Origin of the sequence: Burkholderia sp. NRF60-BP8 (assembly GCF_001522585.2) — a bacterium.
GTDB lineage: Bacteria > Pseudomonadota > Gammaproteobacteria > Burkholderiales > Burkholderiaceae > Burkholderia.
Window position 1 is genome coordinate 1,232,817 of sequence record NZ_CP013372.1, and the last position, 13,857, is coordinate 1,246,673.

Below are 13,857 nucleotides of genomic sequence, written 5' to 3' on the forward strand. Positions count from 1 at the left end.
TATTAACTATTGACGATGCGCCGCGACGCGCGGCAGGGGAATGACGCATGGAGCTGTCTTGCACGACCGCCGCGGCGCCGCCGTTGCCGGTCGCCATCGGTACCGTCTACGGCGCGCTGCTCAACGAGCGCGCGGCGCTCGCCGCGCTCGGCGATGCGGTGAACGCCCCGCCTTACGGCCGCCCGCCGCAGGCGCCGATCCTGTACATCAAATCCGCCAACACGCATGTGGCCGACGGTGCCGCCGTCGTCGTGCCGGCCGGCGTCGACGCGCTCGAGATCGGTGCCTCGGTGGCCGTCGTGTTCGCCCGGCGCGCGACCCGCGTGGCGGCCGCGCAGGCGCTCGACTACGTGCACGGTTTCACGCTCGCGAGCGACGTGTCGGTGCCGCATCCCGATTACTACCGTCCGGCCGTGCGTTTCAGGTGCCGTGACGGCTTTTGCCCGCTCGGCCCGGCGATCGTGCCGGCCGCCGCGCTTGCCGACGTCGACGAGATCGGCCTGACGGTGCGGATCGACGGCGAGGTGGCCGCGTCCGCATCGACCGCGACGCTGATTCGCCCGGTGCGCGAGCTGATCGCCGACGTGACGGCCTTCATGTCGTTCGACGCGGGCGACGTGCTGCTGCTCGGCGTCGCGGGCGGCGCACCGCGCGCCCGCGCGGGCAGCACGATCGAGATCGCCGCGGCCGGCATCGGCGCGTTGCGGCATACGTTGATTGCGGAGGAAGCACGATGAAGACGGCGCGTGTGATCTATAACGGCGCACTGCATGCAGCCGAACCGGCCGGCGACGGCGCGATCCGCCTCGATACGGGGCGCGTGCTGGCGGAGGACGCGGTGGCATGGCTGCCGCCCGTCGCGCCGCGTACGACGTTCGCGCTCGGCCTGAACTACGCCGACCATGCGAAGGAACTCGCCTTCAATGCGCCGAGCGAACCGCTGATCTTCCTGAAAGGGCCGAACACGTTCGTCGGCCACCGGTCGCGCACGGTGCGCCCGGCGGACGCCACGCACATGCACTACGAGTGCGAGCTGGCCGTCGTGATCGGCCGGCCCGCGCGCCGCGTGAGCCGCGCGCAGGCCATCGACTACGTGGCCGGCTATACGGTCGCGAACGACTACGCGATCCGCGACTATCTCGAGAACTACTACCGTCCGAACCTGCGCGTGAAGAACCGCGACACCTGCACGCCGCTCGGGCCGTGGTTCGTCAGCCGCGACGAGATCGGCGACGCGGGCGACCTGACGCTGCGCACGACGGTGAACGGCCGGCAGACGCAGCGCGGCAGCACCCGCGACATGGTCTTCGACGTGCCGGCGCTGATCGAGCACATCAGCAGCTTCATGACGCTCGCGCCGGGCGACCTGATCCTGACCGGCACGCCCGAGGGGCTGGCGGACACGCAGCCGGGCGACGAGGTCGTGACCGAAATCGAAGGGATCGGCCGGCTCGTGAACACGATCGTCGCCGAGGCAGACTACTATCGCGCCGGCTGAGCCCGTCGCCCAAGGAGAGCACATGACCATCAAGCACTGGATCGACGGCCGCGAAGTGGAGAGCCGCGAGACCTTCACGACGCTGAACCCGGCGACGGGCGACGTCATCACCGACGTCGCGTCGGGCGGCGAGGCCGAGGTCGACGCGGCCGTGCGCGCGGCGAAGGAAGCGTTCCCGAAATGGGCGAACACGCCGGCGAAGGAGCGCGCGAAGCTGATGCGCAAGCTCGGCGAGCTGATCGAGCGGAACGTGCCGATGCTCGCGGCGCTGGAGACGCAGGACACCGGCCTGCCGATCGCGCAGACGAGCAAGCAGCTGATTCCGCGCGCGTCCGAGAATTTCAACTTCTTCGCGGAAGTGTGCGTGCAGATGAACGGCCGCACCTATCCGGTCGACGACCAGATGCTGAACTACACGCTGTACCAGCCGGTCGGCGTGTGCGCCTTGGTGTCGCCGTGGAACGTGCCGTTCATGACGGCCACGTGGAAGACGGCGCCGTGTCTCGCGCTCGGCAATACGGCCGTGCTGAAGATGTCGGAGCTGTCGCCGCTGACGGCCGACCAGCTCGGCCGGCTCGCGCTCGAAGCCGGCATCCCGCCCGGCGTGCTGAACGTCGTGCAGGGTTACGGCGCGACGGCCGGCGATGCGCTCGTGCGGCATCCGGACGTGCGCGCGGTGTCGTTCACGGGCGGCACGGTCACGGGCAAGCGGATCATGGAACGCGCGGGCCTGAAGAAGTACTCGATGGAGCTCGGCGGCAAGTCGCCGGTGCTGATCTTCGACGACGCCGATTTCGACCGCGCGCTCGACGCGTCGTTGTTCACGATCTTCTCGATCAACGGCGAACGCTGTACGGCCGGCTCGCGGATCTTCGTGCAGCGCACGATCTACGACCGCTTCGTGCAGGAATTCGCGCGCCGCGCGAACAACCTGGTGGTCGGCGATCCGGCCGATCCGGGCACGCATCTCGGCGCGATGATCACGCGCCAGCACTGGGAGAAGGTGACGGGCTACATCCGCATCGGCGAGCAGGAGGGCGCGCGCGTGGTGGCGGGCGGCGCGGACAAGCCGGCCGGGTTGCCCGATCGTTTGCGCAACGGCAACTTCGTGCGGCCGACCGTATTCGCCGACGTCGACAACCGGATGCGCATCGCGCAGGAAGAGATCTTCGGGCCGGTCGCGTGCATCATCCCGTTCGAGAACGAGGAAGAAGGGCTGCGGCTCGCGAACGACACGGCGTACGGCCTCGCGTCGTACATCTGGACGCAGGACGTCGGCAAGGTGCATCGGCTCGCCCGGGGAATCGAGGCCGGGATGGTGTTCGTGAACAGCCAGAACGTGCGCGACCTGCGCCAGCCGTTCGGCGGCGTGAAGGAATCGGGCACCGGGCGCGAAGGCGGCGAGTACAGCTTCGAGGTGTTCGCGGAGATCAAGAACGTGTGCATCTCGATGGGTTCGCATCACATTCCTCGCTGGGGCGTGTAACGGGAGCGGGTCGTGTTGCCGCAAGAACGAACGATTCCTTGGCCGGCACGCCGGCCAAGCATGGGGCCAGAGTAAGCACTAAAGCGCTAACTCCGGTCGACCGCGAAGCATGGGACCGGAGTAACCGCTAAAGCGCTAACTCCGGTCGACAGGGAGACTTGAACGATGGGCAAATTGTCCCTCGCCGCGAAGATCACGCACGTGCCGTCGATGTACCTGTCGGAATTGCCCGGCCGGCATCACGGCTGCCGTGATGCGGCGATCCGCGGCCATCAGCTGATCGGCGAGCGCTGCCGCGCGCTCGGCGTCGACACGATCGTCGTGTCGGACGTGCACTGGCTCGTCAACGCGGGCTATCACGTGAATTGCAATGCGCGGTTCGCCGGAACCTATACGAGCAACGAGCTGCCGCACTTCATCCGCGACATGCAGTACGCGTATCCGGGCAACCCGGCGCTCGGCCGGCTGATCGCGGAAACGGCCACCGCGCGCGGCGTCGCGACGCGGGCGCACGAGATCGACAGCCTCGAGCTCGAATACGGCACGCTCGTGCCGATGCGCTACATGAACGGCGACCAGCACTTCAAGGTCGTGTCGATCGCCGGCTGGTGCATGTGGCACACGCTCGACGAAAGCCGGCGCTTCGGCGAGGCGCTGCTCGAAGCGATCGAGAAGAGCGATTCGAACGTCGCGTTCCTCGCGAGCGGCTCGCTGTCGCACCGCTTCAACGACAACGGCAGCCCCGAGGAATCGATCCACGAGATCAGCCGCGAATTCTTCCGGCAGGTCGACCTGCGCGTGGTCGAGCTGTGGAAACAGGGCGATTTCAAGACCTTCTGCGCGATGCTGCCGGAGTACAACGTGCATTGCCACGGCGAAGGCGGCATGCACGACACGGCGATGCTGCTCGGGCTGCTCGGCTGGGATCGTTACGACCGGCCCGTCGAGATCGTCACCGACTATTTCGCGAGCTCGGGCACCGGGCAGATCAACGCGATCTTCCCGCTGCCCTGAGCGTTGCCGCCCGCCCCGCATTCGAATCCGACCGGAGACCTGCCATGCCACACATCGTCGTCGAATACACCGCGAACATCCGCGACGACGCACGCATTCCCGTGCTGCTGCACACGATCAACGCGACGCTGATCGCCCAGGGCGGCGTGTTCCCGACCGGCGGCATCCGTTCGCGCGCGATCGAGCTGCGCGACTACTGCGTCGCCGACGGCACGGAGGACGACGCGTTCGTCCACGTGACGCTGAAGATCGGTTCGGGCCGCACCGACGCGCAGAAAAAGGCCGCGTGCGACGCGCTGTTCGACGCGATCAAGGTGCATTTCGCCGAGTTGTACGCGACACGCTACCTTGCGCTGTCGATGGAACTGACCGAGTTCAGCGAAAGCGGCTCGTACAAGCACAACAACATTCACGCCCGCTACAAGCGGGCCGGCTGAACGCCATTCCCGACCCGACCATGCTCGAACCCGCCATCATCGACCAGCTCGCGCACCGTCTGCACGACGCCGAACGCGCGCGCGCGCAGATCCGCCAGATCTCGCTCGACCATCCCGACATCACGATCGACGACGCGTATGCGATCCAGCGCGCGTGGGTCGCCCTCAAGCTCGCGGAAGGCCGCACGCTGAAGGGGCACAAGATCGGCCTCACGTCGAAGGCGATGCAGAACACGTCGCAGATCGACGAACCCGACTACGGCGCGCTGCTCGACGACATGTTCTTCGAAGACGGCGGCACGATCCCGACTAGCCGCTTCATCGTGCCGCGCGTCGAGGTCGAGCTCGCATTCGTGCTCGGCAAGCGGCTCGCCGGCCCGAACTGCACGATCTTCGACGTGTACGACGCGGTCGATTACGTCGTGCCGGCGCTCGAGATCATCGACGCGCGCAGCCAGTCGATCGACCCCGACACGAAACGGCCGCGCAAGGTGTTCGACACCATCGCCGACAACGCGGCGAACGCGGGCGTCGTGATCGGCGGCCGGCCGGTGCGCCCGCAGGACGTCGATTTGCGCTGGGTGGCGGCGATCATGTCGCGCAACGGCGTGGTCGAGGAAACCGGTGTCGCGGCCGGCGTGCTGAACCATCCGGCGAACGGCGTCGCGTGGCTCGCGAACCGGCTGTCGCGCTTCGACGTCGCGCTGGAGCCGGGGCAGATCGTGCTCGGCGGGTCGTTCACGCGGCCGTGCGCGGCGCGTTCGGGCGATACGTTCAGCGTCGATTACGGCCCGCTCGGGACGATCCAGTGTTACTTCGAATGAGTTGAGCGAACGATGCAGATTTCGTCGAATGTCTTCAAGGCCGCGCTCGCGCACGGCGATGCGCAGATCGGGTTGTGGCTCGGCCTCGCGAATCCGTACAGCGCCGAAGTCGTCGCGGGCGCCGGTTTCGACTGGTTGCTGATCGATGGCGAGCATGCGCCGAACACGGTGCCGACGATCCTCGCGCAACTGCAGGCGATCGCGCCGTATCCGTCGCATCCGGTCGTGCGCGTGCCGTGGAACGATCCGGTGATCGTCAAGCAGGTGCTCGATCTCGGCGCGCAGACGCTGCTCGTGCCGATGGTGCAGAGCGCGGACGAAGCGCGTGCGGCGGTGGCCGCGACGCGTTACCCGCCGCACGGCATTCGCGGCGTCGGCAGCGCGCTGGCGCGTGCGTCGCGGTGGAATCGCGTCGGCGAGTACCTGCATCGCGCGAACGACGAGATGGCCGTGCTCGTGCAGGTCGAGACGCGCGCGGGGCTCGACGCGATCGATGCGATCGCGCGGGTCGACGGCGTGGACGGCGTATTCATCGGGCCGGCCGATCTGGCCGCCGATCTCGGTCATCTCGGCGATCCCGGGCACCCGGACGTGCAGGCCGCGATCGACGGTGCGATCCGCGCGATCCAGGCGGCCGGCAAGGCGGCGGGGATCCTGAGCGCGGATGAAGCGGCCGCGCGGCGCTATCTGGAAGCGGGGGCGCTGTTCGTCGCGGTCGGCGTCGATACGACGCTGCTGGCGCGGAGCGCGGAACGGCTCGCCGCGCAGTTCAAAAGGGCCGGCGGCGACGCCGCGAAGCAGGGCGACGGCACGTATTGACGCGGCGGCAGGCGGTGGTCGTGTGCCGCCCGCGGGCTTTGCGCCACGCGGTTTCGTGCACGCGCATGGCCGCGCCTATCCTTTCGTGCCCCGTCCCGCCTCCATATATCGTCCCGGCGTCGTCCCCAGCGCGCGTCGGAACATGTCGATGAACGCGCTCACGTTGTCGTACCCGAGATCGAGCGCGATCGTCGTCACCGGCACGCCATCCGCAATGCGCTCCAGCGCCCGCAGCAGTCGCGCCTGCTGACGCCACTGCGCGAACGTCAGCCCCGTCTCGGCGACGAAGCGGCGACTCATCGTCCGTGCGCCGATGCCGGCCCATTCGGCCCACTCCTCCAGCCGCCGGTCGTTCGCGAGATCCGCGGCCAGCGCATCGGTGATCTTCACGAGCCGCGGATCCCGCGGCCGGACCAGGCCCAGCGCCTCGGCTTCCGATGCCGCGATTTCATCGAGGATCACGTCGGCGATCCGGGCTTGTGCGGCATCCAGCTCGGCATCGCCCCAGCTTGCCGCGCGCTGCACGGCTTCGCGCAGCAGCGGCGTCGTGCGGATCGCGCGCGGCGTGGCCGGCAGCGCCGCGCAGCGCGCTTCGGCGACGAATGCCGACCAGCCGGCAATCGGCCCGAACGAGCGCAGCGAATGCCGGTAATGCGGCGGAATCCAGATCGCATGGATCGCCGGCACGACCCATTCCTGATCGTCGAGCCCGATCGTCACCAGACCGCTCAGCGCGCCGACGAGCTGGCCGCGCGCATGCGAATGCGACGCGGTGATGCGCGGGTCGCGTTGCGACAGGATGGCGGCGACCACGAACGGGCCGTCGTCGGACGTGACGAAGCGGGCGGGCAGGAGCGGATCGGACATGGCCGGATATCGGTATCGAATGGCCGTTATACCGGAGATCGGCCGATTTTGCACGCCTACACTGCGTCCATCGATGACAACCGGAGCAAGACGCGATGCGAGCCGAACAGATGCTTCCCGACCATGCCGACCGGGTCGATGCCGGCGGAACGACGATTCGCAAGGGGACCGTCGGTGCGTTTCTGGTCAACGCACGGGTGTTGACCGATCCCAACGCCGCGCCGGCGGAGCGGGCGCGTGCGGAGGCCGATGCGATCGACGCGTTGCCTGCGCTGCGAGCGCTCGGCCTGTTCGACGTGTTGGAAGTACGCGATCCCGCGCTGCGCGCATGGCTCGATGCCCGGTAAAGACCCATCTTCCAGAATTGAAGGAACCACCATGAAAGCAGCAGTCGTGACGGGCGCCGGCGCGCGTCCCGTCCATATGGAATTCGACGCGCCGCCCGCGATGCCGGGCCACCGCCTGATCGACGTGACGGCGTCGGCGTTGAGCCGGCTCGCGCAGGGGCGCGCGGCCGGCACGCATTACTCGTCGGACCGACGCTATCCGTTCGTCGTCGGTGTCGACGGCGTGGGGCGTCTCGACGACGGTCGGCGCGTCTACTTCTTCGGTGCCCCGGCGCCGTTCGGCGCGATGGCCGAACGCACGATCGTGCCCGATCCGCAGTGCGTGCCGCTGCCGGACGCGCTCGACGACGTCACGGCCGCGGCGATCGCGATTCCGGGGATGTCGTCGTGGGCGGCGCTGACCGAACGTGCGCGGCTCGTCGCGGGCGAGACGGTGCTCGTCAATGGCGCGACCGGCACGTCGGGGCGGCTCGCAGTGCGGATCGCGAAGCATCTCGGCGCGGCGAAGGTCGTCGCGACCGGCCGCAACGCGGCCGCGTTGCAGGCGTTGCTGAATGCCGGCGCGGACGCCGTCGTGTCGCTGCAGCAGGACGACGCGCATCTGGTGCGGGCGCTCGAACCGCATTTCCGCGCGGGCGTGGATGTCGTGCTCGATTATCTGTGGGGGGCCAGCGCGCGGACGCTGCTGGTTGCCGGCGCGAAGGCGACACCCGATGGCCGCCGGCTGCGTTTCGTGCAGATCGGCTCGATCGGCGGCGCGGACGTGCTGGTGCCGGGCGCCGTGCTGCGGGCGACCGCAATCGAACTGATGGGCAGCGGGATCGGCAGCGTGTCGCTGCCGCGCTTGTTGGCGTCGGTGCGCGGCGTATTCGAAGCGGCCGGGCCGGCGGGCCTCACGATCGACACGCGGGAGGTGCCGCTGTCGGCGGTCGGCGAACATTGGGGCGATACGAGCAGCGTCGTGCGTCCGGTGTTCACGATGCGTGGCGATTAAGCGGCGCATCGCCAGGCGGCGGGCCGGCGGAGCGTCGGATTGCGCGGTAGCATCGGGCTGTTCGCCGTCGTGCCGCCTCGCGTGGCGTGAAAGCAGGCGGGCGGCCGACCGCCCACCGACGCCGGCCGCGTCGGCGTCAGAACCGCTGCTGAATCCCCGCCGTGACGCCCACCTGCGTGGTCCCATACCCCGCGAAATCGCGCGACACGCCGACCTTCTGGTCGTGTTTCGCGATCGCGAACGCGCCGGCCGCGTACAGCACCGTCCGCTTCGACAGCGCGTAGTTCGCACGCATCGACACCAGCGTCGGATCGGCGTCGCTGCCGCCCTTGATGTTCTGGTGATAAACGGCCGCGATCAGCGAGAACGCCGGCGTGAACTGATACGACCCGCCGAGCCAGACCATGTCGCTCAACTGGTTCGCCGCCGTGGTGCGGAACGTGCGCTTGTAGTTGCGGTAGCCGGCCATCGTCTTCAGGTTGCCGAAGTCGTAGCTCAGGCCGGCATGGATTCCCTGGATATAGTCGACCGTATCGGCCGGCGTGACGCTGTCGGCCGCGCCGTTCTGCCGGTCGAACGTGACGACCGCCGCGAACGGTCCCTTCTCGTAGCCGACCGCGAAATCGTATTTCGAACTGGTTTTCATGCTGCCCGGCACGTTGCCGAAGCCGTACAGCGCGCCGAACTTGAAGCCGCCGAATTCGCCGTCGTAGCGCACCGCGTTCGACGAGCGCGTGAACATGCCGTCCTTGCGGCCGCCCGTCGCCATCGACGACGACGCCCACGAGTAGTTCTGCGCGTAGCCCATCGGGTCGAACGGCAGCATGTAGTCGTAGGTGACGGTGTAGTTGCGGCCGAGCGTCAGTTCGCCCCATTTGCTCTTCAGGCCGACCGTCGCGCGGCGCGCGAAGATCGAGTCCGGGCCGTCGTCGAACGCGCCGTTCGCGAGATCGATCCCGCTTTCGAGGCGGAACACGGCCTTCAGCCCACCGCCGAGATCCTCGACGCCGCGCAAGCCCCAGCGCGACGTGTTCTTGTTCCCCGACTTGAGCTTGACCGAATTGCCGCCTTCCGGCGCCGCGTGGTTGGTGAATTCGATGCCGGCGTCCATGATCCCGTACATCGTGACCGACGACTGCGCGTGCGCGGCCGGCACGGCGATACAGGCCACTGCAGCTGAACTGATGAGGACTACTGTGCGAATGGAACGTTCTGCGCGTGACTTCATTTTGACGGTGTCTCCTTGGTTTGTTCTCGGTGGGGTGAAACGGGAAACGGGTACTCGGCGCGCCGTCGGCGAATGCCATGCAGCGTCCGCCGATGCGAGGCCGCAACGGATGCGTGCGTGACTGCATGCGCGGCGGCACGCGGGCCGCCGCAAACGGATCAGCCCGCTTTCGCGAACGCCCAGCAGTCGTTGGTCGGGAATTCGATCCAGTGCTTGCCGGCCGCGCGCGGCACATGGCCGAACGCGCGCAGGCGCATGTCGCCGCAATGGAACAGGTATTCCCAGCGGTCGCCGAGATACATCGACGTGACGAGGTCGGCCTGCAGCCGGTTCGCACCCGGGCCGTCGGCGACCTGCACGCGTTCGAGGCGAATCACGGCCTGCGCGTCCTGACCCGGCGCGAGCGTGTCGCGGGCGACCGCGCGCAGCTCCCAGCCGTCGCCGGCGAGCGTCACGCATTCGCCGTCGATCGCGGCGACGCGCGCGTCGATCCGGTTGTTGCTGCCCATGAATTCGGCGGTATACAGCGAGCGCGGCGCGCCGTACAGCTCGGCCGGCGTGCCTTCCTGCTCGATGCGGCCGTTGCGCAGCAGCAGGATGCGGTCGGACATCGCCATCGCTTCGGTCTGGTCGTGCGTCACGCACAGGGCCGACAGCCCGAGCGACACGATCAGCTCGCGCAGCCACGCACGCGCTTCCTCGCGCAGCTTCGCGTCGAGGTTCGACAGCGGCTCGTCGAGCAGGATCACCGGCGGGTTGTAGACGAGCGCGCGAGCGATCGCGACACGCTGCTGCTGGCCGCCGGACAATTGATGCGGAAAGCGTTCCGCGAGATGACCGAGGCCGAGCTGGTCGAGCGCGGTCTGCACGCGGCGCTTCTGTTCGGCCGGCGCCACGCGCCGCAGCTTGAGACCGTACCCGACGTTGTCGGCGACGGTGCGGTGCGGCCACAGCGCGTACGACTGGAACACGAGCCCGAGCGAGCGTTGCTCGACCGGCAGGTCGACGCGTTGCGCGCCGTCGAAGAACACGCGATCGTCGAGCTGGATGCGGCCGTCGGACGGCTGTTCGAGGCCGGCCACCGCGCGCAGCAGCGTGGTCTTGCCGCTGCCCGACGCGCCGAGCAGGCACACGACTTCGCCGGCCTTCAGTTCGAACGACACGCCCTTGAGGATCGGGTTGGCGCCGTAGCTGAGGTGCAGATCGTCGACGATGAGCTTATCCATGAAGTTTCACTCCGAAGCGCAGGGCCACGCCGAGACCGGCGCCGACCATCGCGATGTTGATGACAGAGAGCGCGGCGACCTGGTCGACGGCGCCGGTCGCCCACAGCGATACGAGCAGCGCGCCGATCACTTCGGTGCCGGGCGACAGCAGGTAGACGGCGGTCGAGTATTCGCGCTCGAAGATCATGAAGATCAGCAGCCACGCGGCGAGCAGGCCGAAGCGCACGAGCGGCAGCGTCACGTCGAGCGACACGCGGCTGCGCGTCGCACCGACGCTGCGGCCGGCTTCCTCGAGCTCGGGGCCGACCTGCAGCAGCGCGCTCTGGATGAGCCGCATCCCGTACGCGAGCCACACGACCGTGTACGCGATCCAGATGCTCCACATCGAGTTCTTCAGCTCGCGCAGGCCGGGCACGAACAGGAAGATCCACAGGAACGCGAGACCGGCGAGCAGGCCCGGCACCGCGCGCGGCAGCAGCACGAGATAGTCGAGCAGCCTGGTCGCCCAGTCGGGGCGGCGGTGGCCGGCGAACGCGACGAGCGAGTAGAAGCCGATCGCGAGCGCGCCGCCGATCACGCCGATGCCGAGCGTGTTGACGATGGCGCGCACCAGGTTGTCCTGTTCGAACAGCTCGATGAAATTCGACAGCGTCAGCACTTCGACGAGCGCGACGCCTTCGCCCCAGTTGGTCACGAACGCACGCAGCACGATGCCCGAGATCGGCACGATCACGGTCAGCATCAGCCACAGCGCGACGATCGCGAGCGCGACCCAGCGCCACACGCCGAGCGGCAGCACCGTCGCGCGGCCGGCCTTGCCCTTCACGGTGACGAAGCGGTTCGCGGTCTTCAGCAGGCGGCGCTGCAGCAGCACGAGCGGGAACGTGATCGCGACGATGCACACGGCGACCGCGGCCATCAGGTGATACGACGGCACGCCGAGCTTGTTGGTCAGCTTGTACAGGTAGGTCGCGAGCACGAGGTGGCCTTCCGGGTCGCCGAGCACGAGCGGCAGCCCGAACACCTCGAAGCCGAGGAAGAACACCAGCACGCCGGCGAACAGCAGCGCGGGCATCGTCATCGGCAGGCTCACGTCTAGCGCGACGCGGAACGGTCGCGCGCCCGTCACGCGCGCGGCTTCCTCGACGTCCGAGCCGAGGTTGCGCAGCGCGGCCGACGAATACAGGTACACGTGGGGCACGTGCGTGAGGCCGACGATCACCGTGATCGCGAAGACCGAATAGACGTTCCAGGGCACGTTATGCACCCCGAACCATTCCTTGAACCACACCGAGTAGAAGCCGACCGGGCCGGCCGCGACCACGTAGCCGAACGCGAGCACCATCGGCGACACGAACACCGGCGTGAGCAGCAGCGGTTCGAGCCAGCGGCGGCCGGGCAGGTCGGTGCGCACCATCAGGAACGCGAGGACGCCGCCGAGCGGAATCGAGATGAACAGCATCCCGCCGGCAATGACGAACGAGTTCTTCACGGCCGACCAGAAGTCGGGATCGCTGAAGACGAAACGGAAACCTTCGACGCCGAGCGTTTTGTTCGCGTCGAAGAACGGCGCGGACAGCAGGCTTTGGAACAGGATGAAGCCGAGCGGCAGCGCGACCGCGACGGTCAGTACCGCGACGACGATCCAGCGCAGCATGCCGGCGAGCGGCTGCAGGCTGCTGACCGGCAGCGCGGGAATCATGTCGCGCGGGCCGGTGGCGGGCGGCACGGCCGGTGCCGTGCCGCGTGTGCTGGTTGAAAGCATGAGTTCGCCCCTGCGGCCATCCGGATGGCCGCCTCTAGGAAGTCGGTAAGGGGAAGGGGCCGCCCGCGCGACGTGCGGCGGGCAGCCTGGGTCAGACGAAGCCGATCAGCTCTTGATCGCCTGCTGCCATTGCTTCAGGAACGCGAGGCGCTTCGACTGATCGAGATAGACGAGCAGGCCGGTGCCGATCTGGATCGGCTTCAGCGAATCGCCGAGCTCCTTCGTGAGGCTCGCGGCCGACGTTTCGCCGGTCACGTCCGTGCGGATCGCGTACAGGTTCGCCTGGTTGGCGATCATGGTCTGGCCGCGCTTCGACAGCAGGTAGTCCACCCACAGCCTGGCGGCGTTCGGGCTTTTCGCCTTCTTCGAGATCGTCGCGAGCCGGCTCACGATCTGCGTGTAGTCCTTCGGAAACACGTAGCCGATCGACTTGTCCTTCTTCGCCTTCGCGTACGCATACGAACCGATGATGTTGTAGCCGATCAGGTTCTCGCCCGACGAAATGCGCTCCATCATCGCGCCGGTGCTCGACTGCAGCTTCGGGCCGGTCGCGCCGATCGCCTTCACGAGTTCCCATGTGACCTTCTCGTTCAGGTGCGCGTCCTGCGTCAGTGCGTTGAAGCCGACGCCGGATTTCTCGACGTCGTACGTCGTGAGCTTGCCCTTGAACTTGTCCGGTTGCGACGCGAGCAGCTTGATCAGCTCGGCGCGCGTCTTCGGCACCTCGTTCTCGGGAATCAGGCGCTTGTTGTAGACGATCGCGAGCGGCTCGAACGTCGTGCCGTACGCCTGCTTCTGGTACTGCGCCCATTGCGGCACGTTCGGGCTTTCCGGCGAATCGTAGGACGCCATCAGGCCGTCGTTGACGAGCTTGACCTGCAGGTCCATCGCCGAGCTCCACAGCACGTCGGCGCTGGTGCTGCTCGCCGCGTTCTCGCTGATGTAGCGGTTGTACAGCTCGGTGCTGTTCATGTCGTTGTACTCGACCTTCACGCCGTACAGGCTTTCGAAGTCCTTGATCAGCGGGCGCACGAGGCCCGTGTCGGTCGTCGAGTAGACGATCAGCTTGCCTTCCTTCTTCGCGGCGTCGATCACGCCCTGGTAGTTCCCCGGGTAGCCGGCCGGAACCTGCGCGACGGCGCTGCCGGCGGCGGTGCCCAGAACGACCGCGAGCGCGGCGGCGAGGTGCTTCGGTGCAAACGGCATGTCTTCCTCCAGTTACGCTTATGTGTTGTTCGAGTGCAGCGGATGGTAATTGCGGGGCACTTTCAGCCCGCTTTCATTTCCGTTCACAATCGCGCCGTTCATGTCATGGATTTCCCGAGGTCGAAGCGGCGGCGGCCGCGGGTTCG

The 13,857-nt window shown here is 67.8% G+C and carries 14 protein-coding genes; 9 read left to right on the top strand and 5 right to left on the bottom strand.

Translation table 11 applies throughout. From position 1 onward, the window contains the following. Nucleotides 1-47: 47 nt before the first annotated feature. The 7 genes from WS54_RS05645 (at nt 48) to hpaI (ending at nt 6,078) form a co-directional block, all read left to right on the top strand. Nucleotides 48-737: a fumarylacetoacetate hydrolase family protein gene (locus WS54_RS05645; RefSeq protein ID WP_059783682.1), complete on the top strand. Its 690-nt coding sequence runs from the start codon at nt 48-50 to the stop codon at nt 735-737. Next, nucleotides 734-1,498, top strand: coding sequence for a fumarylacetoacetate hydrolase family protein (locus WS54_RS05650; RefSeq protein WP_034204958.1), 765 nt, complete (start codon nt 734-736; stop codon nt 1,496-1,498). Before WS54_RS05645 ends, WS54_RS05650 begins: the two co-directional genes overlap by 4 nt. Before the next feature lie 22 nt (nt 1,499-1,520). Further along, nucleotides 1,521-2,984: a 5-carboxymethyl-2-hydroxymuconate semialdehyde dehydrogenase gene (gene hpaE, locus WS54_RS05655; RefSeq protein WP_059783680.1), complete on the top strand. Its 1,464-nt coding sequence runs from the start codon at nt 1,521-1,523 to the stop codon at nt 2,982-2,984. 165 nt (nt 2,985-3,149) lie between these two features. Then, nucleotides 3,150-3,998, top strand: a complete 849-nt coding sequence (hpaD, locus tag WS54_RS05660; protein ID WP_034204956.1) for a 3,4-dihydroxyphenylacetate 2,3-dioxygenase — start codon at nt 3,150-3,152, stop codon at nt 3,996-3,998. A 44-nt stretch (nt 3,999-4,042) separates the two neighbouring features. Next, nucleotides 4,043-4,435, top strand: a complete 393-nt coding sequence (locus tag WS54_RS05665) for a 5-carboxymethyl-2-hydroxymuconate Delta-isomerase (protein ID WP_034204955.1) — start codon at nt 4,043-4,045, stop codon at nt 4,433-4,435. A gap of 20 nt (nt 4,436-4,455) precedes the next feature. Next, a complete protein-coding gene (hpaH, locus tag WS54_RS05670; protein WP_059783678.1) occupies nt 4,456-5,259 on the top strand; it encodes a 2-oxo-hept-4-ene-1,7-dioate hydratase in 804 nt (267 codons plus the stop codon). Between the two features lie 12 nt (nt 5,260-5,271). Beyond that, nucleotides 5,272-6,078, top strand: coding sequence for a 4-hydroxy-2-oxoheptanedioate aldolase (gene hpaI / locus WS54_RS05675; RefSeq protein WP_059783676.1), 807 nt, complete (start codon nt 5,272-5,274; stop codon nt 6,076-6,078). Between the two features lie 75 nt (nt 6,079-6,153). On the opposite strand, the gene WS54_RS05680 is transcribed toward hpaI, so the two are convergent. After that, nucleotides 6,154-6,945: an AraC family transcriptional regulator gene (locus WS54_RS05680; RefSeq protein WP_059783674.1), complete on the bottom strand. Its 792-nt coding sequence runs from the start codon at nt 6,943-6,945 to the stop codon at nt 6,154-6,156. A 95-nt stretch (nt 6,946-7,040) separates the two neighbouring features. Between WS54_RS05680 and WS54_RS05685 the strand changes: the two genes are divergently transcribed. After that, nucleotides 7,041-7,292, top strand: a complete 252-nt coding sequence (locus WS54_RS05685) for a hypothetical protein (RefSeq protein WP_034204951.1) — start codon at nt 7,041-7,043, stop codon at nt 7,290-7,292. Between the two features lie 31 nt (nt 7,293-7,323). Continuing rightward, the gene (locus tag WS54_RS05690; RefSeq protein ID WP_059783672.1) at nt 7,324-8,286 is read left to right on the top strand and encodes a quinone oxidoreductase family protein; all 963 of its coding nucleotides are present in this window, start codon (nt 7,324-7,326) and stop codon (nt 8,284-8,286) included. A gap of 136 nt (nt 8,287-8,422) precedes the next feature. Here the strand turns inward: WS54_RS05690 and WS54_RS05695 are convergent, their stop codons facing one another. The 4 genes from WS54_RS05695 to WS54_RS05710 all read right to left on the bottom strand — a co-directional run bounded on the left by WS54_RS05695 (nt 8,423) and on the right by WS54_RS05710 (nt 13,711). Further along, nucleotides 8,423-9,514: a porin gene (locus WS54_RS05695; RefSeq protein ID WP_059783670.1), complete on the bottom strand. Its 1,092-nt coding sequence runs from the start codon at nt 9,512-9,514 to the stop codon at nt 8,423-8,425. 158 nt (nt 9,515-9,672) lie between these two features. Further along, nucleotides 9,673-10,740: an ABC transporter ATP-binding protein gene (locus WS54_RS05700; RefSeq protein ID WP_034204948.1), complete on the bottom strand. Its 1,068-nt coding sequence runs from the start codon at nt 10,738-10,740 to the stop codon at nt 9,673-9,675. Then, nucleotides 10,733-12,505, bottom strand: coding sequence for an ABC transporter permease (locus tag WS54_RS05705; RefSeq protein WP_059783668.1), 1,773 nt, complete (start codon nt 12,503-12,505; stop codon nt 10,733-10,735). Before WS54_RS05705 ends, WS54_RS05700 begins: the two co-directional genes overlap by 8 nt. 105 nt (nt 12,506-12,610) lie before the next feature. Then, nucleotides 12,611-13,711, bottom strand: coding sequence for an ABC transporter substrate-binding protein (locus tag WS54_RS05710; protein WP_034204946.1), 1,101 nt, complete (start codon nt 13,709-13,711; stop codon nt 12,611-12,613). Nucleotides 13,712-13,857: the final 146 nt, after the last annotated feature.

Bases quoted from the DNA above. Each gene is read 5' to 3' on its own strand.
- hpaE (WP_059783680.1), top strand. From the start codon at position 1,521: ATGACCATCAAGCACTGGATCGACGGCCGCGAAGTGGAGAGCCGCGAG.
- WS54_RS05710 (WP_034204946.1), bottom strand. From the start codon at position 13,711: ATGCCGTTTGCACCGAAGCACCTCGCCGCCGCGCTCGCGGTCGTTCTG.
- WS54_RS05705 (WP_059783668.1), bottom strand. From the start codon at position 12,505: ATGCTTTCAACCAGCACACGCGGCACGGCACCGGCCGTGCCGCCCGCC.
- WS54_RS05645 (WP_059783682.1), top strand. From the start codon at position 48: ATGGAGCTGTCTTGCACGACCGCCGCGGCGCCGCCGTTGCCGGTCGCC.
- WS54_RS05650 (WP_034204958.1), top strand. From the start codon at position 734: ATGAAGACGGCGCGTGTGATCTATAACGGCGCACTGCATGCAGCCGAA.
- WS54_RS05685 (WP_034204951.1), top strand. From the start codon at position 7,041: ATGCGAGCCGAACAGATGCTTCCCGACCATGCCGACCGGGTCGATGCC.
- hpaD (WP_034204956.1), top strand. From the start codon at position 3,150: ATGGGCAAATTGTCCCTCGCCGCGAAGATCACGCACGTGCCGTCGATG.
- WS54_RS05680 (WP_059783674.1), bottom strand. From the start codon at position 6,945: ATGTCCGATCCGCTCCTGCCCGCCCGCTTCGTCACGTCCGACGACGGC.
- WS54_RS05695 (WP_059783670.1), bottom strand. From the start codon at position 9,514: ATGAAGTCACGCGCAGAACGTTCCATTCGCACAGTAGTCCTCATCAGT.
- WS54_RS05665 (WP_034204955.1), top strand. From the start codon at position 4,043: ATGCCACACATCGTCGTCGAATACACCGCGAACATCCGCGACGACGCA.
- hpaH (WP_059783678.1), top strand. From the start codon at position 4,456: ATGCTCGAACCCGCCATCATCGACCAGCTCGCGCACCGTCTGCACGAC.
- WS54_RS05690 (WP_059783672.1), top strand. From the start codon at position 7,324: ATGAAAGCAGCAGTCGTGACGGGCGCCGGCGCGCGTCCCGTCCATATG.
- WS54_RS05700 (WP_034204948.1), bottom strand. From the start codon at position 10,740: ATGGATAAGCTCATCGTCGACGATCTGCACCTCAGCTACGGCGCCAAC.
- hpaI (WP_059783676.1), top strand. From the start codon at position 5,272: ATGCAGATTTCGTCGAATGTCTTCAAGGCCGCGCTCGCGCACGGCGAT.